Below are 24,801 nucleotides of genomic sequence, written 5' to 3'. Positions count from 1 at the left end.
CTAGAGCAACTTGGATTCTAAATAGTCGCCAGTTCCCTGACGGAACCGGCGACCGGACTGCAGACCAAAAGCGTTCGGATCAGATCGTGGCGGTTACTGGAGCTTCCGCCGGTCGCCCGCCGACAGCCGGGCGGCATCGCGATGAAGCAGCATGACCTGCTCGGCGTCCGATATCCGATCGTGAATCGGCTCCATCGCACCGTCTTCATCAAGCGCGAGAGCGCCCGACAGATCGGGTGAAAGCACCGTCAGCTTCTTGATGCCCGCCAGTTCCTCGTTGCCGAGCGTCAGCCAGCTGTTGGTGCCGCAATAGCTGGCGAAGTCTTTGCTGGCGAGAACGCTGTGCGGATATTTCTTGGTCAGCGTCTGGAGGCGCTGGACCTCGTTTACAGCAGAGCCGAAGACAGAGAATGTCAGCCGGTCGGTAAGGCCGACATTGCCGAACATCACATTGCCGACATGCAGGCCGATACCAAAGCCGATGTCGCTCAACCCTTGCTGCTTCCTGCGCAGATTGAGATCCATCATGCGCGCGCTGGCCTTGTGCGCCGCCGCAAGAGCAGCCTGGCAGGCGATCTCGGACTGCGAGCGGTGCCTTTCGCAAGGGTAGACGGCAATGAAGCCATCTCCAATGAAACTCATGATCTGCCCGCCTTTGCGATTGAAAGGTGCGGCAACGGCGTCAAAAAACTGGTTCAGGGTATCGATATAGATTTCGCGGCCGGAGGTTTCGGCAAGCCTTGACGACCCGCGCATATCGGCCATGACCAGTGCGGCCCGGATTGTATCACCCTCACCACGCTTGATCTGGCCGTCCAGCACGCGCCTGCCGGCGTCGCCGCCGAGATAAGTGGTCATCATGTTGTCGGCGAGCTTGGTGAGGACCGCCATCTTGGTTGCGATAGCGAGATGGTTCTGGATGCGCAGCAGCGCCGAAATCATGCTGTCGCTGAAGCCTGCGGCACTGTCGGTCGACCAAGACCCCATCATGCCCTGCGTGGTGTTGCCGCTGAAGGGATGGACGAAAGCCATGTAATCGGTGACGCCCATAAGCCTGAGTTCATCGAAAACAGGAAACTCCGACGGCACCGACGGGTCGAACCGGCGCCGCAGATGGTCGAGCTTGTTGCTGAGCAGGTGGTAATATGGGCTGGTCACGAACCTGTCGGACGGCACGCCGCCCTCGTTGCGGAAGCCTTCCACTTCGAGGCCCTGGCCGCGAAACCAGGTGAAGCCAAGCGCGTCATAAAGCGGATGAAGCATCGAAAAGCTCAGATGCACCCGCTTCAGTGGCAGGCCGGCGGCAGCCAGCCGCTCACAAAAGCCTTTTACCAATGTTTCCAGGTCGTTGCCCTCGAGCGCCGATTGGGTCAGCCAATCGGCAACCTTATCCACAAGAATGGTGGAAATTTCTGTGCTCATGCTATCTCCAAACCCGTCCAAGATGGGCCACTCCTTTGATCCGCCACAACACAGTCCGCCAACGATCCAAGGATAAGGCCCTCGAAGTCAATGAAGCCGGCTTCGGCGGAAAAAGCCGGCGAAGAATTTCCCGAATGACTGTCGTTGCAGGCAAGGAGCGGGCGTAACTGCGTTTGTCTGTTGCGCCATCATGTGGCGAGGCTGCCGGCGGAGTGCAACCACGATCCTGACATCGGTCGAAAAAATTCGCCGGCAAGACGCCGTCAGGCCTTCACCACCGTTTCCCGGGCTAGTCCGAGACGGCCAAAAACATTGCGCGTGTCGACGATCAGATGAGCGTGGTCGGCGATCGCCTGATAGTCGATCGCGTCGTGGTCGGTAGCAACGACCACAGCATCGAAATCCTTCAAGGCCGCCTCGGTCAATTCGACCGAGCGACGCCCCTTGATCGCCATATGCTCCCGTGTGCTGGGAATCTCAGCCACATGCGGATCGTGGAATTCCGCCTTGCCGCCCCATTCCTCGATGAGTTCAATGAGCCGCAATGACGGGCTTTCTCGGATGTCGGGCACATTCTTCTTATAAGCGAGCCCGATGATGAGAATGCGCGAGCGGCTGAGCGCCTTGCCGCAGCGCCGGTCCAGCGCCTTCGCCAGTTCATCGACCACATGACGGGGCATGGCCGTGTTGATCTCCGCCGCCAGTTCGATGAAGCGGGTCGGCAGTTCGTATTCGCGCGCCTTCCATGTCAGGTAGAAGGGATCGATCGGAACGCAGTGCCCGCCAAGTCCGGGGCCAGGATAGAAAGGCATGTAGCCGAAGGGCTTGCTCTTTGCCGCCTCGATCACCTCCCAGATGTCGATGCCCATCGCACCGAACACGACCTTCAACTCGTTGACCAGGGCTATGTTGACCGAGCGGAAGATGTTTTCCGTCAGCTTGACTGCCTCCGCGGTCGCCGTGGTGGAAACCGGAACGACGGTCTTGACCACACCCTGGTAGAAAGCCTGCACGAGCGTCGCCGCTTCAATGCCGTCGCCTGCCACGACCTTGGGGATCGTCGCGACTTCAAAGCTGCGGTTGCCGGGATCCTCTCGTTCGGGCGAGAAGCCGAGGAAGAAGTCTGTCTTCGACAGCAACCCGGTTTCTTCCAATATGGGCTTGATCACGTCGTCGGTGGTGCCGGGATAGGTGGTCGATTCCAGCACGATCAGCTGGCCGAGACGCAGATGCTTGGCGATGGTGGCTGCCGTGTCCCTGACGAAGGAGAGGTCCGGCTCGCGGTGTTTCGTCAGCGGTGTCGGGACGCAGATGATGATGACATCGCAGACCTCAAGTTCGGCAAAATCCGCAGTGGCCCGGAACCGTCCGCTCGCCACCTGGCCGGCAAGGGCCGTCGACGTCACCGCCTCGATGTAGGATTGGCCGGCGTTCAGGCTCTCGACCTTCCGGGCTTCGATGTCGAAGCCGGAAACCGGGAAGCCGGCGCGTGCGATCGCAACCGCCAGCGGCAAACCGACATAGCCCAGTCCGATCACGCCGACTTGCGCGGTGCGCGTCGAGATACGGCTCAGAAGACGGTCATATGTCGATTGTGAGGCGTCCAAGAATCTGCTTTCCCGTCAATTCGGACAGGCTGTCCGCTCCCATGGCCGAGGCATATTGCGGAAAAACGATTTCCGCAAGCCGTCGTCAGACCGGCACCTTCGCCTTCAGGCTTGCGGCAGCCATCGCATAGCCGCCGGCGGCGCCATCGATGAAATGAAGATGATCGCGCTGCAGCGGCGAGGCGACGAGGCATGTCATCAAGGCCGATTTCTGGCGGTGCAGGCCATAGTTGCAGATGCCCGCCTCTTCCGCCTGTTTCAGCCGGTTCTCGATCCGTTGCAACACATCCGCGTCAACGTCGATGGTCATCTTCAAGCCGTCGTCGAACTTCCGGAAATCCGAATTGCTGGCCACTTCGCGTTTGTAGACCTTCGGATCGAAACGGCCGATCGTCCAGCCAAATCGATCGGTGACAGCCGTAAGCGTCATCAGGAACACTATCCACAGCTTCGACGCCCACCGCCATCCTGCCGGCGCGGTGGCCCGCGCCTCGATATCGAGGCCGGCGGGCAGCAAACTGTAGCCCGGTCCGTTCACCGGCACCGGGTGGCCATCGCGTTCCTCCCTGCCGGCAAGGGCGATGATGTCGGAAGCCAGGAACTGAAAACCGCGCAAGTCGCGCGACGCCCCCGGTATGGCTATGATCGAGACGATTTCGCCATGGCGGGCTTCGATTGGGTTCCAGCGGCAGGAGAGGCCGGTCAGATCCGGCCGCGCGCCGGCCGGCGCAGGATCGATGCGGTAGCGCCCCGCTTTCATCTCGGCTTCCGCCCAACTGCCGCCACCTCCGGCGAACATGGCATAGAAGACCGCTTCGGAGGCCTGGAACCGCGCCACGCGAACGTCGAAGCCGTGCGCTCTTACATCCTTTATCGGCACGATCGCGGCACGCAAGGTCAGGTCCAGTTCGTCCGCCACCCATCTCTGGACAGCCGCCAGCGCGTTGCGGGTGATCTCCAGCGCCGAGCCGGGAAACGCCACGAGCGCGCCGTCGCCGCCGAAGACAAAGGGAAGATCTTGCCGGCCCAGCGCATTGAGCAGTGCCGAGATGACGCTGGCGCCGGCCATATTGACGGTCTTATAGCGCCCAGCCTCGATCGCCTTGGTCGAGCCGACGATGTCGGCGGTGGCCAGCGCCCAGCCATCGGGCAAAGGCCGATAATTGTCGATATCGGCAACGCTTTCGAACTTTGCGAAGACCGGCAAGGACGCGACAAACGGGTCGGGCGCGGCAGCTGTTTCCATAACCATCAGATAGCACATTCCACTGCTTGAAGGTGAAGTCGATCATGCTACGAAATTGACTTGCGCAGGCTTTCCGATGATAGGGTCGCGCGATGCGAATTGCCTTCTACGCGCCGCTGAAGTCGCCCAATCATCCGGTTGCCTCCGGCGACCGCCAGATGGCACGGATGCTGGTCAAGGCGCTGGAGAATGGAGGGCATAGCGTCGAACTGGCATCCGAACTGCGCTTCTATTTACGCGAGCCGGAGCCGAAAAGTTTCGATGCGCTCAAGATCGAAGCCCGAGAGGAAGCCGCACGGCTGACAAAGCTTTGGGATCGTCACGGCAAGCCCGATCTCTGGTTCTCCTATCATCCCTACTACAAGGCGCCCGACCTGATCGGGCCCGAGTTGGCATCGGCCTTTGCCGTCCCCTATGTGACCGCGGAAGCCTCCTATTCGAGGCGGCGCAACGCCGGCTTGTGGGCCGACACGCAAGCGTTGGTGGCGGCAGCCGTCGAACAGGCGGCGCTGAACATCTGCTTCACGCAAAGGGATCGCCAAGGACTGGCAAATGCGATTCCCGACGCCGCTCTCGGTATGCTTTGGCCCTTCATCGACACATCGGTATTCCGGGAAATGCCGGCACGGGGTTGTCCGACGCGCCTCGTTACCGTCGCCATGATGCGCCAGGGCGACAAGGTCGAAAGCTATCGCATGCTGGCTCAGGCGCTCGGTCCGATCCGCCATCTGCCCTGGACCATTTCGGTCGTCGGGGACGGGCCCGCCCGTGACGAGGTCAAAGCGCAATTCGCCGGCTTGCCGGCCGACCGTATCGAATGGCTTGGCGCAATCGAGCCGGCCGCCGTGCCTGATGTGCTCTACAGGGGGGGAATTTACGTCTGGCCGGGCTACGGCGAGGCCTATGGCGTTGCCTATCTTGAAGCACAGGCCGCCGGCCTTCCGGTGGTGGCTCAGGACATTGCCGGCGTGCCGGAGGTCGTGCGGGATGGCCAGACCGGGTTTCTCACCCCGCCGGGCGATGTGGCGGCGTTCGCTTCCGCCATCGAAAGGCTTCTGGCCCGTAACGACGAAAGAACCATCATGGCCGAAAAAGCCAGACGTTTCATCCTCGAAGAACGCTCCCTTGGTGCTGCTGCCGCGCGTCTGGCCGAACTTCTTTCGAGGATCCCCGTTTCATGACACCCGATCGGATCTGGCAGCCCTTGGTGGCAGAACTGGCGCGCTGGCAACGGGCGGGCCGCAAGGCAGAGTTCTGGCTGCGCGACGATGACGCCGTGGAGCCAACGCCGGCGCTTGATCGGCTGCTCGCCCTCACCGGCGAATTCGCGGTTCCCGTCACTCTGGCCGTCATTCCGGCCCTGACGGATGAGAAGCTTGCCGCCCGGCTTGACGAGGCGCAGCACGCCACGGTCGCCATCCATGGCTGGGCGCATCGAAATCATGCGCCCGGGGACCAGAAAAAGCAGGAGCTCGGCACGCATCGGCCACGCGCGGCGGTGCTGGATGATCTGGCTCGCGGGCTGTCGCACCTGACCGGCCTGCACGGCGCACGTGCCGTTCCGATGCTGGTGCCACCCTGGAACAGGATCGACGCCGGCCTGGTATCCTACCTTGGATCGATAGGATTTGCGGCATTGTCGGTCTATGGGCCGCCAAGGCCGGCTTCACTGGCGGTCATCAACAGCAATGTCGACATCATGGATTGGCATGGCAGGCGCGGCTGCCGCGATCATGGCCTGTTGGTTCAGGCGATCGTCGCGCAATTGCAGCATGCATGCGACGGCGGCGAACCGGTCGGCCTGCTCACCCACCATCTCGTCCATGATGAATCGGCCTGGCTTTTCCTCGAACGGCTGTTCACGGTCAGCGCACGGACTGAAGCCTGCGCGTGGCTTCCGATCAGGACATTGATCGAGCGCAGCGCCGGTAGGCGAAAATAGCTCAGCGCTTCTTGTGCAATGAGACTGGGAATTTGAGCGTCTGGCCATCGCGCGCGGCAAAAGCGCCGGCAAACCTTTTTCTGGCCAGTTTCTCGATCTCGTCCAGTTGCTCGTCGGTGCGTGTCGGATCGTGGTGAAACAGGGCGAGCCCCCGCGCACCGGCCGCCTCACAGAGTTTGACGCCCTGTTGCCATGTCGAGTGCCCATGACCGCGGCGGCGTTCCATTTCCTCCTCGGTGTAGGTGCAATCGTAAACGACGAGGTCGGCATCTTCGATCAGGCTGAGCACCGCCTGATCGAGTTTGTCCGGCTCATGCTCGGTGTCGGTGATCACCGCCACGACGCGGCCGCCCCATTCGACCCGGTAGCCTATGCAGCCGCCCGGATGGACAAGGCTGCCGGTTCGGACCACCACCCCTTTGCGCGGCCGAAGCACGTCTCCGGATACGAAATCGTGGTAGTCGAGGCTTGCCTTGCAGATATCCAGTGTCACCGGAAACCACGGCGGCCGTATGAACTCATCGACCATCTGCCTGGTCGTCATGCGTCCTGCAAGATGCCCGGACCAAAGCGCAATCTTGATACTCCGGTCATAGATCGGCGCAAACACCGGTAGCCCGATGATATGATCGTAATGGCAATGGGTGAAAAACAGGTCGAAATCGGTCACGCCCGACGCCCGAAGCGCCGCGCCGGCGGGCCGTAGGCCAGAGCCCGCGTCGAACAGAAGCGTATGCCTGCCGCATCGCATCTCGATGCAGATGGTGTTGCCGCCATAGCGGGAGAATTCTGGCCCCGATACCGAAATGCTGCCGCGCACCCCCCAAAACCTGACCAGGAAAACATCGTCGTCCATGCTAGCCCTTCGTACTCCCCGTCACCCATCGTAGCCAAACAACGGCTACTAGGCGAGACAGGTTTTCTCCGGGTGGCCCTCTCAGAGGCCGTGCCATCGCGACGGCGAGGATTGAAGCCGCGCCATTCGTTATTTAGCGCTTCGTGCGTCGATCAGATCCGCGGTCGTATGGCTTAGGCGGTCGGCAAGAACCCGCAATATCTCGATGGTCATTTCCGGGTACTCCCGCATAAGCCTCAGGAAATGATCCTTGCGGATTCTCAGGGCTTCCACCGGACTGGCCGCTCTGACGGTGGCTGTGCGCGAGCTGTTGCACAGTATGGCAATCTCGCCAACAATCGAATTTGGCACCATTTCGGCAATTTTTATCGGTCCGCTGTCGGAATCGACCAGAATATCCGCGCTGCCTGAAAGGATGACATAGGCGGCGTCTCCCTCGTCGCCCTGCCGGAAAAGGATCTGGCCGGCGCTGTAGCTTACCCGGTCGGATGTGAACGCAAGCAGCTTGAGCTTTGTCGACTCGATGCCGGAAAACAGGGGAATGCGTTGCAGCATTCCAACTTCATCCTTGAGCAGCATTGTCGCAAACCTCCCAAAATTCGCGTTTGCCAGACTAGAGCAACGAACGCCCGGATGGAATCAATTCTGTTTCCGGGATGGCGAAGCGAACCACGCGATGGCGAGCCCGATGTTGTTTGGTCGAGCGATGCCGCCTGACAAATTCCCACCGGCAGAATGATCCCATCTGAATGTCCATCCCTCTATGACAGCAGTTCCTTGAAGATACCGTTGCCTGCCAAAAGTGTCTCGTGTGTTCCGTCTTCCACCAATTGACCCGAGTCGAAGACGACAACGCGATCGAACATCGCCGCCATTGCCGGACTCGTCACGACCCACACTATTGCCGGCGAATGGCCGTCGCACCTGGCTGCCTCGAGCACATTTCGCAGCACCTTCTCCTGCATGCGATGGTCGAGCGCCGACAGCGGCCGGTTTAGAATGAGAAAATCGGGACGCTTGAGCAGGGCCCGGGCAACATCGAGCTTCTGTCGCTGTCCACCGGTCAGCCGCCTGCCGCCGGAGCCGACGTTGAAGTCGAGGCCGACATCCAGCAGTTCGGCATAGAGCCCAAGTTCGTCAAGAATGTCATAGACGATGGAGCGTATGCGGTCCGGCGCGTCGGGATGGCTGTTGCCCACACGCCCGAACAGGACATTGTCCATGACGGTGGCTGCGGCAATGTATTTGGCGGGATCATACCGTTCGATCGCATCTTGCAGCTCGGGCGGCAGGTTTTCATAGAAATGGTTGCGCGCGGCGACGATCTTGCTCATCAGCTCGTCGCTCAGCAGGCCGAAGCGGTGCCGGGGCTCGATATAGGCAAAGCTCAAGGTGACGATCATGGCGCGGTCGTTCTCGGAAACCGCCTCGTGGGGACGGTTCTTGAGCCGTTGCAGCAAGGTTTCGTAGGCGGGTATCTCCTCGGCGCTCATGAAGGCGAGCTGCTGGAAGAACTGGTGGTCGGCCGGCAGGTCGGCAAACAGCTCGATCGCCTGTCCGGCGATCTCCATGCCCATTTCGTAGAGCGTGCGGTCGAGGCCGGCTTCTTTCAGCACGGAAGCAAAATAGGGATTGGCAGCCAGAGCCCTGTCGGCCAGCTTGGGGCCGGCGGCAGCGCCGAAGAGCAGGTTTTCGCCGATCGTCGCTTCCTTGTTGTAGGCGCCCGGTTCGAAAGGAACCACCAGTCCGCTCAGCCCTTCCTGCTCCAGCCGGGTTCGCAGCGCCGCACGCAGTTCGACGATCCGCCTGGCAAGCTCCGTGTGACGCGTGAGGTCGGCCGAAGAGCGCAAGCCAAGATCCAGAATGTCGCGCGACAGGACAACCGCGTCGAGCACCCTGCGCACGGCTTCAAAGAGGTCGTGCGGGCCGGTAGCCCCGGCGGAAGCATAGTTGATCCAGTCGCTGTGGATATCGAGATCCGGATTACCCGACCGGCGCGCTTCGTGCATGTTCCAGCGGTGCTGGTCTGCCGCAGCGCCGTCATACGTCACCGATGTCAGCGGCGCATGCTTCAACCCGTAGAGCAGGTTATCGCGAAGGCTGGCCTGGAACAGGAAAACATCCGACGAGGCATAGGACATGCGCCGGCCGGTCACTGCTTCGGGGAGTTCAAGCAGGTCATCGGCGCCCGACATGACCCTTCCGCTGTCCGGCCAGTTCAGCCGGGCGAAAGCTTCTGCAAGCGCCTCAGCTCCACCTGTTGCGGTACTGACCAACGCCACCGTCTCACCCGGCTTGACCTGGAGGGAGATGCGGTCGAGGAGCATGGCACCGCCATCGTCCGCTATGGACAGACCGATCGCCGACAGAGGGTTGGTCATCGGACCGGGATCGTCGATCGTCAATGCCCCGATTTTCGGCTCAATGAGACCGTCGACGGTGAACTGTTCAACGACCTGCTGATATTTGACCTGGACATCCTGCCGCGCCTGATCCCAGTCGATCAGCTCCTTCATCGGTCCGGGCAGGTCCTTGTAGGCGCTGATCACGGCCACGAGCTGGCCGACGTCCAGCCGTCCCTGGATGACCAGATACCCGCCGATCATGTAGAACAGAAAGGGCGTGAGCTGCGCGAGAAAATTGTTGAGGAACTTTACCATGAATTTCCATTGGTAAAGGTCGAAGCGGATCTTGAAGATGAGCCCGAGCCGGGCAGCTATGTCGGCGCGCTCGTAGTTTGATGTATCGTGGACGTGGACCGCGCCGATGCCGTCGACAATTTCGCCAACCCGGCCCGAAAGCGCCCGCGCCGTCAACTGCCGCTCGCGCCCGAGCACGATCAGCCGCCGCCGCATTCGCGGGATGAGCACGATCTGGATCACCACGATCACGACCGCTATCATTCCGAGCCAGACGTTCTGGACCATGATGAACAGCATGGCCGTCAGCGCCTGGCCTCCGAGCAGTACCGGCTGCAGGAAGGCATCGCCGATGAAGCCGCCCAGCGGCTCCACCTCGTCCTTCACCATGGTCGCCACTTCGGCGGATTTCACCCGCTTGAAGTAAACCGGCGGAAACCGCAGCACACGATCGACCAGATCGAAGCGGATACGCCGCAGCATGCGTTCGCCGAGGCGGCCCTTGTAGGTGTTGATGTAGAGTTTGAACAGGCCGTTGATGACGACCAGCAAGAGGAACACAAGGCTCAGGGCAAACAGCGTCTCCTTGCGGTCGAGCTGAAAACCGGAGAAGAACTGGACCTCTCCAATGAACGGCAGGTTGTAGTGTAGCTTCATGAATGGCCGGGTCGCGCCGGGTTGCTCGAAGCCGCTTCCTTGGATCGGGCCGTTGACGATCAGCTTCGGCAGGTCGAAGGACATGAAATACGGGATCATCGAAAGCAAGACGATGATCAATATCCAGACCTGCTGCTTCTTGGTGTGCGTCCAGATATAGCGGGCTAGGCTGGGTTCCATATGCGACTGTGGACCTTCAGTTGGAAGGATGCAGGATGCAAGAGCACCTGCTGGCGAATGGCGGATCGGCGATTTCTTCGTCGCCAGCGACAAGCTCGAAGCTGCAGTGGACGGCGATTGTCCTGCGCTCGACTCCGTAAGGAACCTGTGAGGCGGCGCGTTCCAGCACGAGGCCCCAGTTGCGCGGCAGGCGCTGGCGGATCGGCGCCGATGGTCCGGACAGACGCAACAGGCTCTCTCCGGCACCGGGCAATGGCGAAGCGGCTTGCAGCATAATCACGTCCGCGAATCAAACGGCCTTGCGGGAGGCAAGATTGCGTTGTGTCGCCCGAAATCCCAACATACAAGACGAATATGATGGATGTTACGCAACCGCGCAATGCCGGCATGGACTGGCACGAGCAAGCCCTGGACCTCACGCGGGGAATTGCTGCCTATGTCAACAGCCCTCTCGTGGCAGGGCTGGCGCGCGTCGTCGCCAAGCATCCGGAGGCCGATATCGCCAATGCCTTCAACCACAAGCAGGTCGCCTGCAAGATGTGGGCGCGCGACAGGCTGTTCGAAAGCTTCGGCGGCCGGTTCGGCCGCATATGGGTTCTGGGTGGATGGTACGGCGTCTTGCCGGCGATGCTTCTCAACGACGCCCGCTTCGACATCGCGGCGGTCGATAGCATCGACATCGATCCCGAAGTCGCGCCGGTCGCCCGGACCCTCAACCGGGAAGCCGGCGACCGTTTCCGGGCGGTCACAGCGGATATGTACGCACTCGACTATGCGGCCGCGCGGCCCGATCTGACGGTCAATACGAGCTGCGAGCACATAGCCGATCTGGGCGCCTGGCTTGCCCTGCTTCCGCGGGGCACAAATGTACTGCTGCAATCGAACGATTATTTCAGCGAGCCGACGCACATCAACTGCGTAGCTTCACTTGCAGCCTTCGAAGCAATGGCGGCGCTGCGGGAGGTGCGGTTCTCCGGCGAACTGCCGACAAAAAATTATACGCGCTTCATGCTGATTGGAACTGTTTGATGGCATAGCGCGTAGCGCCTTCCCCTGGGGGAATTGCGTCAAAACAAAGAGATAGGGCGGTCCGTGAAACGATGAACCGCCCTAGGATCCGTGAACTTTTCCGAAACCAGGCCCCGCTTTCAGGGACCAGATTCGATACCGCTCGCGCAGGATTTGCGCCGCGTGGCGCGCACCTTCCAGGTCGAGACGATGCGCGGATGGCGTCGGTCCCACAAGCGCCTGTTCGATCGCTTGCGCCAGACCTTCAGGCGTTAGGTCCTTTTCCGTCAGCACTGTTGCAAGACCGAGGTCTTCGAGCATCAGGGCGCGAACCGTCTGTTCGGTTTCGCCGCCGGCTGCAAATGGAACGAGCAGGGAGCGACAACCCGCGCGCAGCACATCGCAGACCGTGTTGTAACCCGCCTGCGAGACTGACAGGCGGGCGCCGGTCAGCAGGCTGGCGAAATCCTCGCGGAACCGGAAGATGGACAGGCCCGGCGTGGCATCGCGTGCGATCGCGTCAAACTCGTCTTTCGGCAGGTTTGGGCCGGTGATCAAACACCATTTCCAGCCTTTGTTGGCATTGCGCGCCGCTGCTATGGTGGACCTGACAAGGCTCTTTCCGGCAGCCCCGCCGCCAACCGACACCAGAACGTCGAAGCGCTCGGAGGCCGCGGCCGATGGCGGCGCGGCAACGAGCCCTGTGTAGGTGACCTCGGCCCTGATCGCTTCAGCCAGTGGAAATGTCTTGTCGATGGTTGCGAAAGCCGGATCGCCGTGGACCATGACAAGGTCGAAATGCCTGTTGATGAGATCGACCGTTTCTTCGTTTCGGCCCGCCTTGACACGCTCCTGAAGGATATCACGCACGGACGTCGCCAGCAGCGGTCTGGGCGACGTCGCGTCGATGGCCTCGACTAGCGGCAAGAGTTCGAAACGCATCTGCCGGCGTCCAAATGGAAACGCCTCGACAATGACGATATCAGGCCTGCACTCCCGGAATGCCTGCAGCAGCATCTCCGAACGCCGTTTCTTGAAATCATCGTCGATGGGTTTGCCCTGCAGGTCGACAAGTCCGGAAAATCCTTCATCGCCGGAGGTGACAGGTGGCAGGGTGACAGATTTTACACCCGGTCCCGGAAACCCGGCAATCGGCGCTCCGCCCGTTACGACGGTGACGTCAAACACGTCATCGGCCAGAGCCGCCGCAATGCGGCTGGCGCGCGCGAGATGGCCAATGCCGAGCAGGTGTTGGACGTAGAAGAAAGCGCGCAGCCGCTTCATTCGGCGGCCCGCCACTCCCGCTCGAACAGTTCCTTGAGCTGTCCAATGCTTGCCGTATGATCGAAATCGCCGCGCACGCGCCGCTCCGCGGCATCGCCGAGGCGGGCGCGCAGCACGGGATCACGGATCAGGCGCTCCAGCGCCTGTGCCAGGGCGATTGGGTTTTCCGTCGGAACCAGCAGCCCGGTATCTTCAGGCGATAGCAGCTCCGGCACGCCGGAAATATCGGTCGACACGCAGGCAAGCCGCTGGCTGGCCGCCTCCGCCAGGACATTCGGCAGACCGTCCCGGTCGCCATTTGCGGTGATCCTGCAGGCCAGGGCGAAGATGTCGGCGCAGCGGTAGTGCTCAAGCACCTCCTCCTGCGCAAGCGCGCCTTTCCAGGAGACGCGACCATCCAGTCCGAGCTTTTGCGCCAGCGCCTTGAGCCGTCCCAGTTCCTCGCCGCCGCCGATATGCTCGAAACGCCACGCCAGATCACCAGGCAAGAGGGCAAGGGCCTCCAGCAAGGTATCGTAACCTTTCTTTTCGACGGCGCGCCCGACACTCAAGACGACAACCGGTTCGTCCGGCACCGAGCCGTCATGCTGTTTTCGCGCCTCGCCGAAACTGCCGAAGCGATCAAGGTCGAGCCCATGATAGCTCAGATGCACGGACGAATTGCCGTTGGCGAGTTTTGTCAGACGGTCAAAGCCGGTTTTCGTGCAAGTGACCGTCCAGCGCGCCGAGGAAAGCTTGCCGGCCAGATCCCAGTCCGCCGAAGTCCAGATGTCCTTGGCATGGGCCGAGCAACTCCAGGGCAGGCCGCGAAGCAGGCTGGCATAGCGCGTCACCGATGCCGGCGTGTGCGCGAAATGTGCGTGCAGCCAGCCCGCGTCTTCCGGCCATTCAGCCGCCAGCACGAGCGCTTGCCCGAAACGGCGCGCGCGATTGCGCGTAAAGTCGCGGGGGATATCGGTCGCCAGCGATCCGAGCGCGCGCCAGAAGCCCGGCCGCAGCAGATGAGCAAACAGCGAGCGAACCACGCGCAGCGGCTCTTCATGCAGATATTCCGGCAGATAGTGGACCGGCGCTTTGATCTCGTCATGCACGGGGTGGCGTTTTGCATCGGTCGGCCGCCTGAGCGCGAACAGTATCAGGTCGAACCCCGCACGCTCCAGACCGAGCAGTTCCTGCGCGATGAAGGTTTCCGACAGCCGCGGATAGCCTTTCAGAACCACGACGATCTTGCGATGTTGCAACTCAGTTCATGCCTTCAATGACCGAAAGGTGATGGCCGGCACGCCGCTCGAGCAGTTCCGCGACGATTTCGGAAATATGAGGCAGCCCTTCCAGCGTCAGATGCGGATTGCTCTGCGATGGGCGGGGCCGGTCCGGCAGCACCTTCAGTGCATCGGCAAACCGCTGGGAATCCTTGGCTTCTTCCGGCAAGAGCATCTCGATGAGGCCGAGTTCAGCTGCGCGCCGTGCGCGGATCAGCTGTTCCTCGCGGGGCTTGACGCGCGGCACGATCAGCGCCGGCTTGTCGAAAGACAGGATCTCGCAATAGGTGTTGTAGCCGCCCATCGCCACGACCGCCTTGGCGCCGGCAATCAGGTCTTCCATGCGGTTGTCGAACTCTATGATCTTGATATAGGGGATCTTGGACCCCTTCCTGACCAGCTTGTTGCGCTTGCGCGCCGGCATGTAAGGCCCAAGCACGATCAGCGCCCTATGCTGCAATTGCGGATCCTGCTGATAGGCATCGAAGACGTCGTGGATCAGTTCGGCGCCGTCACCGCCGCCACCGGTGGTGACGAGGATATAGTCGCCCTCGGGCCGGTGGCCGGGCATCTCGTTCCGCTGCAGGCTCCGTTGCAGGAAACCGACGAACTTCATCTTTGCCCCGACAGCTGGCGGCACATCCAGGCCCGTCAACGGATCGTAGAAATCCGGCGGACCATAGACCCAGACCTTGTCGTAGAACAGGCCTATCTTGCGCATTACATCCCTGCGTGCCCACTCTGCTTCGAGCAGATTCGGCGCGTCCATCACCTCTCGCAAGCCAAGCACGAGCGTGGTGCCCCGCGTCTTGAGGTAGGACAGCGTGTCCTCGATCTCACCGCGCAGGCCGAGCGGTTCCTTGTCGACGATGAAGATATCCGGCCGGTAGGTCTCGGCTGTGTGGCGGATGATCGACTGGCGCATCCTTAGCGTCTCATGCAGATCGATATGCTTTTCCAGCGAGGTGTATTCGCCGTTGCGCAACTTGATGACGCTGGGGATCTTCACGAAGTCGACACGGGCGCGGTAGTCGAAGGCGCCAGCGATGGTCGCGCCCGAAATGATAAGCACCTGAAGTCCGCGGAAATCCTCGACCAGCGAATGCGCGATCGTCCGGCAGCGCTGCAAGTGGCCGAGCCCGAACGTGTCGTGGCTGTACATGAGAATTCGAGCGTTTTGTACGTGCTGGGTCATTGCTGAACGTCTTTTAGGATTCTCGCCCTGAGGACCGTGGCGACCCCGCAGGCTTCGAAACTCGCGGGTCTACCGACCTGTTTTGAAACATGACAGCGCAATTTTCAATTCGTATTACCCGAGAGGGTCCATATGCTGAAGCCAGGAAGCCGCGTCTGCTCAGCTGCCCGCTTGCCACATGTCCAGGCGCAATGGAAGCAGAGGCGACAGCAAACGGGGTGCCAATCGCGTATCAGGGCGAAGCCAGGATTGGTCGATAGATAGCAAATTCAACGGTTTATCGCATCCGTGGCGGAGATTCCGATGGGGCAGCGTTGGCACAGATTCATATCGCCAGGTTGGGGTCGAGCGTTCGAATCGCTTCAACCGCCTCCAAATCTTCGTTATGTCTGAAAACAACAAAGGGGCGGGTAACCGGACCTCTTTTGCTGCCTGGCACTGGGGACGAGCGGGATAGTTCCCCAATCTCGACTTGCAATTGCGACCCGCAGGCCGTGATCCGATCCCGCCATTGCGATAGCCGGCGAGGATGCCAAAGCGCTCAGACGCTCCCTGACCAAACACCGGTCAGTAGGCTTCGACTGTCAGAAGTGCGTTCTCGAACCGCTTGGCCGCAAGGTCCTCGGGCGTGATCCAATATTGAAGCGGCCCCATCTCGCCAACGGTCCAATCGACCGCCATATCCGGCCCGATCTGGAGCAACAGCAGGTAGCGGTCCTTCATCTCGTCGGCTGCGACCTGGATGACTTCACCCTTGCCAAGCATCTGATGGCCACGGGGTGAGTGGCGGTGAGACAGGGCGGCTACGACTTCCCGGCCTATCAACGCCGCACCGTCCGGATCTGTCAGTCCACCCTCGGCGCCCCGGATCGCCGCGATTGAAAGCCAATGGTTCATCACCTGCGGAAGTTGGCGATGATGCGGCCGCCGCGCCGGAGAAGATGACGGCATGCCGTTGGCGCGCAAGTCTTCCAGGAAGGCAACGATCTGCTGCTTCACCTCGGCTGGAGGTGCGTCATATTCCTTCAGTCCGGCATTGACCGTCGGAAAGAAAGCGTTGAACATCTTCGAACCGAATGCCGACAGTTCGCGCTGCACCAGCCGTAGTCGCTTGGCCTCCGGATCGTCTTCGACAACATCACCAAGCGCCTTCAGCTGTGCCGTGACGTCGGCCGTCTCTTCGCGGTGACATGCTTCCACGAGCTTTCGAACGATCCGCGCAGTATGCCAATTGGCCGGAAAACCCGGATATGGCGTCCAAAGCGTGTCCTTCGGCGCCTGATGAGCGGAAAGCAGCGGATCGGGGGTAACAGGCGAACCGTAGAAGGCCTCAACCCTTTCGGCGCGAATCTTGTCCGCGACCTCGAAGGCATGACCTTCGTCCGCACGCGCCGCGACTTCGGCGTCGGTCGGCTCCTCGATCCAGGCAAATTCGACCTCGACCCGATCATAGTGGGTTCGCTTGCCCCGCAGGATTTCGTCCGTCGGATCCGATCCCAGAATCTTGGCGGTGGAGGGCATGTCGAGCGGCTGCCACTTCTGCGTCACCCGGCGCGGTTCATACCGGGTCACGAAGTGTAGCGCGTCCGACCCAAACGTGTCGGACATCGGCGCGAAGAAATAGAGGTAGCCCTTGTCGGGCAGCAGGTCGCGGCCAGGTCCCGGTGGCAGGTCCGAACAGTCGATTTGCGCCATGAAATTGAGGCGCTCGAGCAATCCCTGCCGATTGTGAACCGTCGGCCAGTCGAATTCATCCGGGACGATCGGCAGCCCGCCAAAATAGCTCATGCTGCGTTGGGGAAGACGCGGCGGAAAGACGTGCCTGATCGCGATGCGCGCCGCTTGCCCCCGTTCGATCGCTTCGCGGCCATCGACGGAAATCGGCGGGATCTTGCGCTCGACATGCGCTTTGGACTTCGCCTTGCGCTGGTCGTCGCTGTCCTTGGCTTGCTGCTGCAAGTCGGCGATCAACTTTTCCGCCGCAGTGTTGGGCCGAGGCGATGCGGCGTGGGCCGCTTCAGACGATGCCAGCGTGCGTTGACGAGCCTTGCCGACCGGCAAGGCGGGACTGTCCTGTGGTTTGCCTTTTGAAGCCGAACCGGAAAACAGCCCGGCAATGCCGCGATAGATCAGGCTGCCAACGATCAGGAGCATCGCCCCGGCCACAAGCAACGGCATCAGATTCGCCATGACGCTACCCCCATCGTCGGCTGCGTCGCCTCCTCCCGAAGCCGAATTATTGCCGTTATATGAGGCCTTGCGCAAGCAAGGGGCCGATCAGGCAGTGCAGCGGCTGAAATCAGCCAGGCTGGCCGCCCGCCTTGCGCAGCGACGCCTGGTGGACCAGCGACGTCCAGCTGTTGGTCGACGCGAGATGGCAGTAGAGCAGGCCAAGCGCCTCGGAAGCCCTGAAGCGTCCTATTCCATCGCTCCTGCCAAGCCTTCGGCCGAAAGGCCCAGCCGGCTGTAGCCTTCGACGAATTCGGGATCGTCATAGATGTCCTGGGTCACTTCCGTTCGTTCCTACTCCCGCGAACGACGTCGACGTTGGCGCCGAGGAGGTAAATCAGATAGAACTAAATCAGGCAGAACGATTGTCTGCGATTTCAGGAGACGACATGTCCGAGGAGCATGTTGAACGTCGGCTGGCGGCGATCCTGGCCGCAGATGTGGTCGGCTATAGCCGTCTTATGGAGGTTGACGAAGAGCACACTCTCAATCTCCTTCGGCAGCATCGACGGGAGTTCTTCGATCCGACCGTCACCAAGCATGGTGGGCGCATCTTTAAGGTGATGGGTGACGGCTTCCTGGTGGAGTTCGGCAGCGTGATCAATGCGGCGCGCTGCGCGGTCGAGATCCAACGCGGCATGTCCGAGCGGAATGCCGGCATCCCCGAGGACCGGCATTTCAAGTTTCGCATGGGCATCAACCTTGGCGATATCATCGTCGACGGTGATGATTTCCACGGCGACGGCGTCAATCTTGCGGTGCGGCTGCAGGGCCTCGCGATACCCGGCGGCATCGCCTGCTCGGAAGCGGTGCGCCATGCGGTCGGCAACAAGCTGGGCGTCGACTTCGCCGATCAGGGCGCCAGGACCGTCAAGAACATTGCTCAGCCGCTGCACGTCTATTTCGCCAACTGGGACCAGGGCGCCGCGCATGTCGAGACGCATGTTGCGGCCGGGAGCGTCCAGACGCTGGTGCGGTCCGACAAGCCGTCGGTGGCGATCCTACCCTTCGCCAATCTGAGCAATGATCCCGACCAGCAGTATTTCAGTGACGGCATCACTGAAGATATCATAACCGACCTCTCGAACGTCTCCGGCCTGTTCGTGCTCAGCCGCAATACGGTCTTCGCCTTCAAGGGCAGGACCGACAAGATGGAACGCATCGCCAGGGAGCTTGGCGTCGGCTACATTGTCGAGGGCAGCGTCCGCAAGGCGGGAAACCGGGTCAGGATCAATGCCGAGCTGATCGAGGGCGCCACAGACGGACACGTCTGGGCTGCCCGCTACGACCGCGACCTCACCGACATCTTCGCCGTGCAGGACGAAATCGCCAAGGCGGTCGTGGCGCAACTCAGGGTCAGGCTCCTGCCCGAGGAGAAGAAGGCTATTGAGAAGGCGCCGACGGACAATGTGGACGCCTATACGCATTATCTTCGAGGCCGCGATTACAGCCACATCGCGACCAGGGCGAACCACCTGATGGCCAGACAAAGTTATATCAGGGCCATCGAGCTTGATCCGGGATATGCCCGCGCATATGCAGGCTTGGCGGTCAGCGACGTACGCCTTCAGTCGATGTACGGCTCACCGATCCAACTGGACGACATTTTCGCGACCGCCGATAAAGCCCTGGCTCTGGACCCGAATTTGGCCGAGGCGCATTCAGCCAGAGGCTTTGCCCTGTCCCTCGCCGGCCGCCGTGCCGAGGCCGCCGCGGCGTTCGAACAGGCTCTCGCGCTCGACCCCAATTGCCACGAGGCCAACCGCTACTATGCCGAGTTCTGCGTAACCGGCGGCCAGTTCGAACTCGCCGCGACGTACTTCATGCGTGCGATGGAGATCAAACCGACCGACTACGGCGCACCGGTCATGCTGGTGAACGTCTTCCGCACTCTCGGCCAGCAGAACGACGCGGAGCTTTATGCGCGGATTGCAATGGAGAGAGCTGAAGAGGAACTCCGTCTGCATCCGGAGAACGCCAATTGTGCCTGCCTGGGCGCGATCGTGCTGGCCTTCCTTGGTGAAGGCGATAGGGCAGCGAAGTGGCTTGAGCGGGCTCTGGCGATCGACCCTAGCGATATGAACACCCAATACAACGCCGCTTGTACCTATGCGTTGCTGGGGGAGTTCGAACGCTCGATCGACCTTTTGGAGGCGTGGCTGCCGCAGGCTGGCGCCGAGATGAGACTCTGGTTCAAGAACGATTCCGATTTCGCCTCTGTTCGCAGTCATCCTCGCTACCAGAAGTTGTTCCAGCTCCTGCAGTAGCGATACGCATTGTTCTTGAGGCAATTTTATTGCCGACAATTAAGAACCGGCCTTCAGGAAGATTTACCTGACAAACCAACGCCCTCGCCATTCCACGGATATTATGTTATGTTACTAATATAACCGAGAGGTGGGGGAATGGGTACCCGGTTCAGGCTGTTCGTTCAGCCTCCGTTTGAAGACCCAACGTCAAGCCCTGAGATCATTACGGTTTCTTCGCCGCGAGGCAGCGTCGGACCTGGCCCGTCCGATGATCTTATGTATGTCGTCGAGCCGGTCGACAAGACGCGGCCCTATGGCGTCAACCACGGCCCGCTGGGCACGCCCGTCATCTCCCTGCCGCCCTGGACGCGAGCGATCCTCGATCCCGCCGTTCCCGACGAGGAAGGCAATTTCGATCACTATCAACCCTCGACGCCCGGCTTCGAAGCAGCGCACGCGTTCGGTTGCGTCCGCTTCACGCTCGACGTTTGGGAGCGTTACATCGGCCAGCCGCTCACCTGGCATTTCCGCGATCACTACGACCGTCTGGAAATCTCCATCCTGCCGGGTTGGGATAACGCCCAATACGGCTATGGCTTCCTCGAGCTCGGCAGCCAATTCGTGCAAGACGGACGTGCGCTCCCCTTCAGCCTCGACTTCGATATCATCGCGCACGAGGTTGGCCATGCATTCGTCTACAGCATCCTCGGCATACCTGACCCGGGAGCTGAGTTCCCCGAATATCTGGGCTTTCAGGAGGCCTTCTCCGACTGCGTTTCGTTGATTGCGGCCATGCATTTTCCCTCCGTGATCGAAAATGTTCTGACGGAGACACGCGGGAATCTCTACATCGCCAACCAACTCTCTCGCTTCTCGGAATTCTCGCCGCACCGCCAGATACGCGAGGCCAACAACAAACTGACGATGGCCGATTTCGCGGACGGCTGGACCGACGAGCATGCACTGTCGCAACCTCTCACGGGCGCCGTCTTCGACATTCTGGTCGATGTCTTTCACGAGAGCTTGGTGGCTCGAGGACTGATCTCGCCGGAGGCCGAAAATCTTGCCGACCTCGCCGAGATCGATCCAGCTGCCGAGCTGCCGATGCAGGAAGTCTTTGACCGCGATTTCGCTCGCAATCCGGAAGGTTTCGTCGAAGCGCTGCTAGACGCGCGGGATGTCGTGGGTACCTACCTCGCCGAGACGCTGTGGGCTCTCGCGCCGGATTTCCTGGACTACCGCGACGTGGCGAGAACGATGCTTGCGGTCGACGACAGTGTGACCGGAGGAGAACTATCGAGGATCATCTTCCGAGATTTCGACCGGAGAGGGATTTTTCGCTACCGTGCCGGGCCTCGCCTGAAGAAGCCAAACCGAAAGAGCCATTTTCACGAGGGCCGAATCGCTCTTCCACTGGACCAGGCGCGTCTGCCGGACATGAGCTATTTCGAGAAATATTGGATGTCCAGAAGTGGCGCCGAGCTTTGATCGGCATGCAGAAGATGAGGGTGATCCATGGTAACTGAAACCATCCTAAGTACATCGGCCATACATTTGTTCGGTCGAGTTCTTGAAGATTTGAAGCTTACGAAGAGGACCGATGGGGGACGGCCTCCAAGGCTTGGTGACAACAGATTCCTGCAGAACCAGATTGACGCCTCCGGTAGCCTGCTCGCAAGGATTTATGCGTTCACCTTCGAAGCACAGTTCTATGAGCTGGCCCGACCGACCATACTTCTTGTCCACGGGCCTGGCTCTATCGTTGATTATCCAGCCCCCACAGAAACCGATCTCAAGGTCATGAGCCGCGGTCCAAGCGACCCTGCCTATACCGGACTGGCATCGCAGATAGGCTCGTTCGCGCGCGGAATGCAGGTCTGGGTCTACGACAAGAGTGACCTGACAATGCGGCTGGAACTCGACACCGGAACGCTCGAGGATGTCCTGTTAAGTGCAGAGCTGGACCCGCGTTCGTTTGGGCGATCGGGTGGAGCAATGGGCAGATCCGGCGGTGCGATGGGGCGATCAGGCGGCGCGATGGGCAAGTCTGGTGGTGCGATGGGACGCTCCGGTGGTGCCATGAACCGCAACGGGCGCGGCGATTTCGACTAATGCATGTCGCTCAAAAGTGGCCTCGGTTTTTGAGACAACGACATGCATAGAAACAAAGGCTTAAAGCGCGTCGCATGAATCCGTTTCGACGCGACGTTAATTGAGGATGCCGAAGGGAGATGGGCCATGGCAAGAGTAGATATAGTACGTGTCGATACACCTGAAGGGGCTGCTGTAAGAGGCGGAGATCCGGTTACGGTCAGCGTGACAGTACACCCAGATCGTGATTGGTTTAAAGACACGGAATACTTAGTAATTGAATTTATTTATGCGGAATATTTAGACATCGCGACTGATATATCGGTATACCTAAACGATATAACAATCGAAGATTCGACAGCGATCAATTTCAAGGTTAACGCAGAAGTTGGCGCTTCAATCGGAGACTACTACGTCCAAATCAAGAATACATACTTGAAGGAAATCGTCATAAGTGGCCCTGAGGATGGAACTATCGCTGTGTCCTAAAGCTAGTCACTTCCAAAAAAGTACGTTGTGACTACCTGCAATGTCACATCGGCATCAGCGGCTCTGCCGTCACGCCGGCAAAATCTTGCCGGGGTTCATGATGCGGACGACAACCTCGGGCTTGGTGTCGGATCTCCGTATGCGCGACATGAGCGCGCTCCGTCCTTCCTGCGAGCACATATGCTTACGCTTTGTCATGGCCAGCCTCATGAGGGCTAGCGAGAAATTAGCCCGCCGGCAGCCCCGCCTTGCGCAGCGACGCCTGGTGGATCAGCGACGTCCAGCTGTTGGTCGAGGCGAGGTGGCAGTAGAGCAGGCCAAGCGCGCCTGATTTGCGCAGGTCGAGAAATGCCTCGTCGCTCAGTTTGTTGAAAGCCGGCTCATCAATCACCTGGAAGTCGGTGAGATTGAGCACCTCGCCGCCCTCGAGCGTCACCTTGCTCTGGCGCGGCGCGAACAGGCCGTGCGCGTCGATCCTTTCGATCATCACGCGGGTGGCGTTGAAATCGAGCTGGAACTGGTTGCAGAAGGCGAGCGCCTGCCTGGTCGCTTCGGTCGGCTCGGTGCCCTTGAAGAACGGCAGGATCTTTTCGTCGCGGAACGGCGCCAACAACTGGTCGACGACGCGGTCGCTTGCCCGGTCGATGCACAGCGTCAGCCGGCCGGGCGACTTGGGATCCTCGGCCAGGATGAAGGGATAGCGGCGGACATAGGCCGGGATGTAGTGCGGCCCGGTCCACTTGCCGTCGGCATCGACGAAAAGGTTCTCGTCCTTGCGCACGCCGGTGATGATCACCGGCGCCTTGGCCGGGCCGATGAAGACGATCGGGTAGGAGCGCATCGCTGCCGGCATCTCCGAGGCCACCACCGGAATGGCGTGCGCCGAGCGGGCAAAGCCGAAGTCGCTGCGCGCCGTCAGGCCAAGCGAGCCATGCCGCACCGGGTTGAGCGCCTCCGGCATCTGATAGAACAACGGCATCGTATCGCTTGCCACTTCCGTCTTCGCATCTGCCATCGTCGGTCCCTTCTCCCGCAGGCCGATCAGGCCGCGACCATCAGACCCCGAAAGCCGGGATCTGTTCTTGTTGCGCTGACCTTGGTGTGGAAACAATCCCGCGCAGGAACAAAGTACTACAGCGTCTCCTGCGCGCATAAAAGGACAGTCGGTGCTGTATTTTGGGGTTTGTGCCGACGAAATGACTTGGCGCGAGGCCGGTGCCGGCCGGAACCCTCTGGACAGCTTGCAGCGAAGCGGCGACAGTGCCGCCGGCAGCAGGCAGAGTGAGGCGAATTGCATGGCGTCGGCATCGGATTTCGAACAGGCGGTTGGGTCGGTTTTCACTGCCGAGATTGGCGGCAGGATGGTTTCCCTCGAGCTGACCGCGGTCCACCAGATTGCCGCCAGCCCGCGTCCCGGCGGCGGTTTCACGCTTTTGTTCAAAGGACCGCGCGACATCGGGCTGCCGCAGGCCATCTACCACCTTACCAGCGATGCCATCACCGACGACATCTTCATCGTCCCGGTTTCGGGCGACGCGCCCGGCTATGTCTATGAGGCTGTCTTCAACTGATTTTTGATTTTCGGCGATCCGGCCGAAGGTGGGGACAGCTGGACAGATGATCGACCATATCGAGATCGCGGGCGTGCTTGACGAAGCCGGATGCGGCGCGCTGTGCGCCGAGATCCTGACGGCCGGCGGCCGTCCGGCCGGCCTGTTGGGGCGTGACGACCAGAAGCCGGCATGGCCTGAGGTTCGCAGGACCAGGCGCGCCGAGGTCTCGCCGGCAACCGAGGCGCTGGTGAATGCCCTGTTGGCACGGCAGAAGGCGGCCCTGGAACGGCATTTCGGCCTCGCGCTTGGCAATGCTGAAAAACCCCAGTTTCTTCACTATCGGGAAGGCGATTTCTTCGTGCCGCACCAGGACGGCAACACGCCGCTGATCCACGACGAGTCGCGGTTCAGAAGGATCTCGGCGGTGATCTTTCTCAACCACCAGTCGGACGATCCTTCGCCGGCAAACTATGCTGGCGGCTCACTGGTCCTGCATGGTCCCTACAGCGGTCCGCACCTGCGCGTCGCCATGCCGGCATTGCCAGGCTCCCTCGTCGCGTTTCGTTCGGAAACAACGCACGAAGTCACCCCGGTCACCCGCAACGAGCGTTTCACCATCGTGTCGTGGTATCGCGGGGCGTGACGGTCGGCGTCGGCGTCACGGCCGCTTGAATGCAGTCGCGTTGAACCGAACTCAGGACACGCTTCAGGCGTAGGCGCTGCCCCTCGCCTGCCTGCCGGCATCCTCTCTCCGTATAGTGACGGGGAGAGGGGCGCTGTTATCGACGGTTTCGCCAACTGCCGGCGTTGCAGAAAAAGCGACAGCGTTGTGGCCAGCCTCTTTCTCCCCGTACCTATACGGGGAGAAATGTCCGGCAGGACAATGAGGGGC

22 protein-coding genes are annotated in these 24,801 nt (G+C 60.8%); 9 read left to right on the top strand and 13 right to left on the bottom strand.

The genetic code is table 11. The features are described 5' to 3' along the window. Window positions 1-93: 93 nt before the first annotated feature. The 3 genes from AC1D08_RS13810 to AC1D08_RS13800 form a co-directional block, all read right to left on the bottom strand. Window positions 94-1,422, bottom strand: a complete 1,329-nt coding sequence (locus AC1D08_RS13810; RefSeq protein ID WP_477305448.1) for an adenylate/guanylate cyclase domain-containing protein — start codon at window positions 1,420-1,422, stop codon at window positions 94-96. 263 nt (window positions 1,423-1,685) lie between these two features. Then, window positions 1,686-3,029, bottom strand: a complete 1,344-nt coding sequence (locus tag AC1D08_RS13805; RefSeq protein ID WP_477423397.1) for a nucleotide sugar dehydrogenase — start codon at window positions 3,027-3,029, stop codon at window positions 1,686-1,688. Window positions 3,030-3,114: 85 nt separating this feature from the next. Then, window positions 3,115-4,293 carry a DUF3095 domain-containing protein gene (locus tag AC1D08_RS13800; RefSeq protein WP_477224761.1) on the bottom strand — a complete coding sequence of 393 codons (1,179 nt, stop codon included), beginning with the start codon at window positions 4,291-4,293 and terminating at the stop codon, window positions 3,115-3,117. A 74-nt stretch (window positions 4,294-4,367) separates the two neighbouring features. Here AC1D08_RS13800 and AC1D08_RS13795 point away from each other — a divergent pair, with 74 nt between their 5' ends. Together AC1D08_RS13795 and AC1D08_RS13790 are read left to right on the top strand one after the other, a co-directional pair. Further along, on the top strand, window positions 4,368-5,456 hold the full coding sequence (locus AC1D08_RS13795) for a glycosyltransferase family 4 protein (RefSeq protein WP_477423395.1): 1,089 nt from the start codon (window positions 4,368-4,370) through the stop codon (window positions 5,454-5,456). Then, window positions 5,453-6,217 carry a polysaccharide deacetylase family protein gene (locus AC1D08_RS13790; protein ID WP_457154173.1) on the top strand — a complete coding sequence of 255 codons (765 nt, stop codon included), beginning with the start codon at window positions 5,453-5,455 and terminating at the stop codon, window positions 6,215-6,217. Before AC1D08_RS13795 ends, AC1D08_RS13790 begins: the two co-directional genes overlap by 4 nt. A gap of 1 nt (window position 6,218) precedes the next feature. Here the strand turns inward: AC1D08_RS13790 and AC1D08_RS13785 are convergent, their stop codons facing one another. The 4 genes from AC1D08_RS13785 to AC1D08_RS13770 all read right to left on the bottom strand — a co-directional run bounded on the left by AC1D08_RS13785 (window position 6,219) and on the right by AC1D08_RS13770 (window position 10,823). Continuing rightward, window positions 6,219-7,073, bottom strand: coding sequence for an MBL fold metallo-hydrolase (locus tag AC1D08_RS13785; protein WP_457154172.1), 855 nt, complete (start codon window positions 7,071-7,073; stop codon window positions 6,219-6,221). 129 nt (window positions 7,074-7,202) lie between these two features. Beyond that, on the bottom strand, window positions 7,203-7,652 hold the full coding sequence (locus tag AC1D08_RS13780; RefSeq protein WP_095083929.1) for a cyclic nucleotide-binding domain-containing protein: 450 nt from the start codon (window positions 7,650-7,652) through the stop codon (window positions 7,203-7,205). 182 nt (window positions 7,653-7,834) lie between these two features. Next, the gene (locus tag AC1D08_RS13775) at window positions 7,835-10,549 is read right to left on the bottom strand and encodes an ABC transporter transmembrane domain-containing protein (RefSeq protein WP_477343641.1); all 2,715 of its coding nucleotides are present in this window, start codon (window positions 10,547-10,549) and stop codon (window positions 7,835-7,837) included. Window positions 10,550-10,565: 16 nt separating this feature from the next. Continuing rightward, window positions 10,566-10,823 (bottom strand): hypothetical protein, encoded by a 258-nt coding sequence (locus AC1D08_RS13770; protein WP_095083927.1) that lies wholly within the window; start codon window positions 10,821-10,823, stop codon window positions 10,566-10,568. 80 nt (window positions 10,824-10,903) lie between these two features. Between AC1D08_RS13770 and AC1D08_RS13765 the strand changes: the two genes are divergently transcribed. Continuing rightward, window positions 10,904-11,578, top strand: a complete 675-nt coding sequence (locus AC1D08_RS13765) for a class I SAM-dependent methyltransferase (RefSeq protein ID WP_477224765.1) — start codon at window positions 10,904-10,906, stop codon at window positions 11,576-11,578. A gap of 81 nt (window positions 11,579-11,659) precedes the next feature. Here AC1D08_RS13765 and AC1D08_RS13760 read toward each other — a convergent pair whose 3' ends face one another. The 4 genes from AC1D08_RS13760 to AC1D08_RS13745 all read right to left on the bottom strand — a co-directional run bounded on the left by AC1D08_RS13760 (window position 11,660) and on the right by AC1D08_RS13745 (window position 17,488). Further along, window positions 11,660-12,841 carry a glycosyltransferase family protein gene (locus AC1D08_RS13760; RefSeq protein ID WP_477224766.1) on the bottom strand — a complete coding sequence of 394 codons (1,182 nt, stop codon included), beginning with the start codon at window positions 12,839-12,841 and terminating at the stop codon, window positions 11,660-11,662. After that, a complete protein-coding gene (locus AC1D08_RS13755) occupies window positions 12,838-14,082 on the bottom strand; it encodes a glycosyltransferase family 4 protein (protein ID WP_477423393.1) in 1,245 nt (414 codons plus the stop codon). Before AC1D08_RS13755 ends, AC1D08_RS13760 begins: the two co-directional genes overlap by 4 nt. Window position 14,083: 1 nt before the next feature. Continuing rightward, complete coding sequence (locus tag AC1D08_RS13750) at window positions 14,084-15,298, bottom strand: glycosyltransferase family protein (RefSeq protein ID WP_477224767.1); 1,215 nt, start codon at window positions 15,296-15,298, stop codon at window positions 14,084-14,086. A 567-nt stretch (window positions 15,299-15,865) separates the two neighbouring features. After that, window positions 15,866-17,488 (bottom strand): DUF1963 domain-containing protein, encoded by a 1,623-nt coding sequence (locus AC1D08_RS13745; RefSeq protein WP_477423391.1) that lies wholly within the window; start codon window positions 17,486-17,488, stop codon window positions 15,866-15,868. A gap of 428 nt (window positions 17,489-17,916) precedes the next feature. Between AC1D08_RS13745 and AC1D08_RS13740 the strand changes: the two genes are divergently transcribed. The 4 genes from AC1D08_RS13740 to AC1D08_RS13725 all read left to right on the top strand — a co-directional run bounded on the left by AC1D08_RS13740 (window position 17,917) and on the right by AC1D08_RS13725 (window position 22,356). Beyond that, window positions 17,917-19,794, top strand: a complete 1,878-nt coding sequence (locus AC1D08_RS13740; RefSeq protein WP_457154521.1) for a TPR end-of-group domain-containing protein — start codon at window positions 17,917-17,919, stop codon at window positions 19,792-19,794. 138 nt (window positions 19,795-19,932) lie between these two features. Continuing rightward, window positions 19,933-21,264 (top strand): gluzincin family metallopeptidase, encoded by a 1,332-nt coding sequence (locus AC1D08_RS13735; protein WP_477423389.1) that lies wholly within the window; start codon window positions 19,933-19,935, stop codon window positions 21,262-21,264. A 27-nt stretch (window positions 21,265-21,291) separates the two neighbouring features. Next, entirely contained in the window at window positions 21,292-21,888 is a 597-nt protein-coding gene (locus AC1D08_RS13730; protein WP_457155366.1) for a hypothetical protein, read from the top strand. A gap of 126 nt (window positions 21,889-22,014) precedes the next feature. Beyond that, window positions 22,015-22,356, top strand: coding sequence for a hypothetical protein (locus tag AC1D08_RS13725; protein ID WP_457155367.1), 342 nt, complete (start codon window positions 22,015-22,017; stop codon window positions 22,354-22,356). A gap of 69 nt (window positions 22,357-22,425) precedes the next feature. Here the strand turns inward: AC1D08_RS13725 and AC1D08_RS13720 are convergent, their stop codons facing one another. Further along, the gene (locus AC1D08_RS13720) at window positions 22,426-22,554 is read right to left on the bottom strand and encodes a hypothetical protein (RefSeq protein WP_477392557.1); all 129 of its coding nucleotides are present in this window, start codon (window positions 22,552-22,554) and stop codon (window positions 22,426-22,428) included. Window positions 22,555-22,582: 28 nt separating this feature from the next. Beyond that, window positions 22,583-23,371, bottom strand: coding sequence for a SapC family protein (locus AC1D08_RS13715; RefSeq protein WP_457154620.1), 789 nt, complete (start codon window positions 23,369-23,371; stop codon window positions 22,583-22,585). Between the two features lie 280 nt (window positions 23,372-23,651). Here AC1D08_RS13715 and AC1D08_RS13710 point away from each other — a divergent pair, with 280 nt between their 5' ends. Both AC1D08_RS13710 and AC1D08_RS13705 read left to right on the top strand, forming a co-directional pair. Next, the gene (locus AC1D08_RS13710; protein ID WP_457154619.1) at window positions 23,652-23,927 is read left to right on the top strand and encodes a DUF6916 family protein; all 276 of its coding nucleotides are present in this window, start codon (window positions 23,652-23,654) and stop codon (window positions 23,925-23,927) included. 46 nt (window positions 23,928-23,973) lie between these two features. Further along, window positions 23,974-24,552, top strand: coding sequence for a 2OG-Fe(II) oxygenase (locus AC1D08_RS13705; protein ID WP_457154618.1), 579 nt, complete (start codon window positions 23,974-23,976; stop codon window positions 24,550-24,552). The last annotated feature ends 249 nt before the right edge of the window (window positions 24,553-24,801 follow it).

The sequence above is a fragment of the Mesorhizobium sp. P2_E6 genome (assembly GCF_056403835.1).
This window is presented reverse-complemented; position numbering and strand designations above follow the sequence as displayed.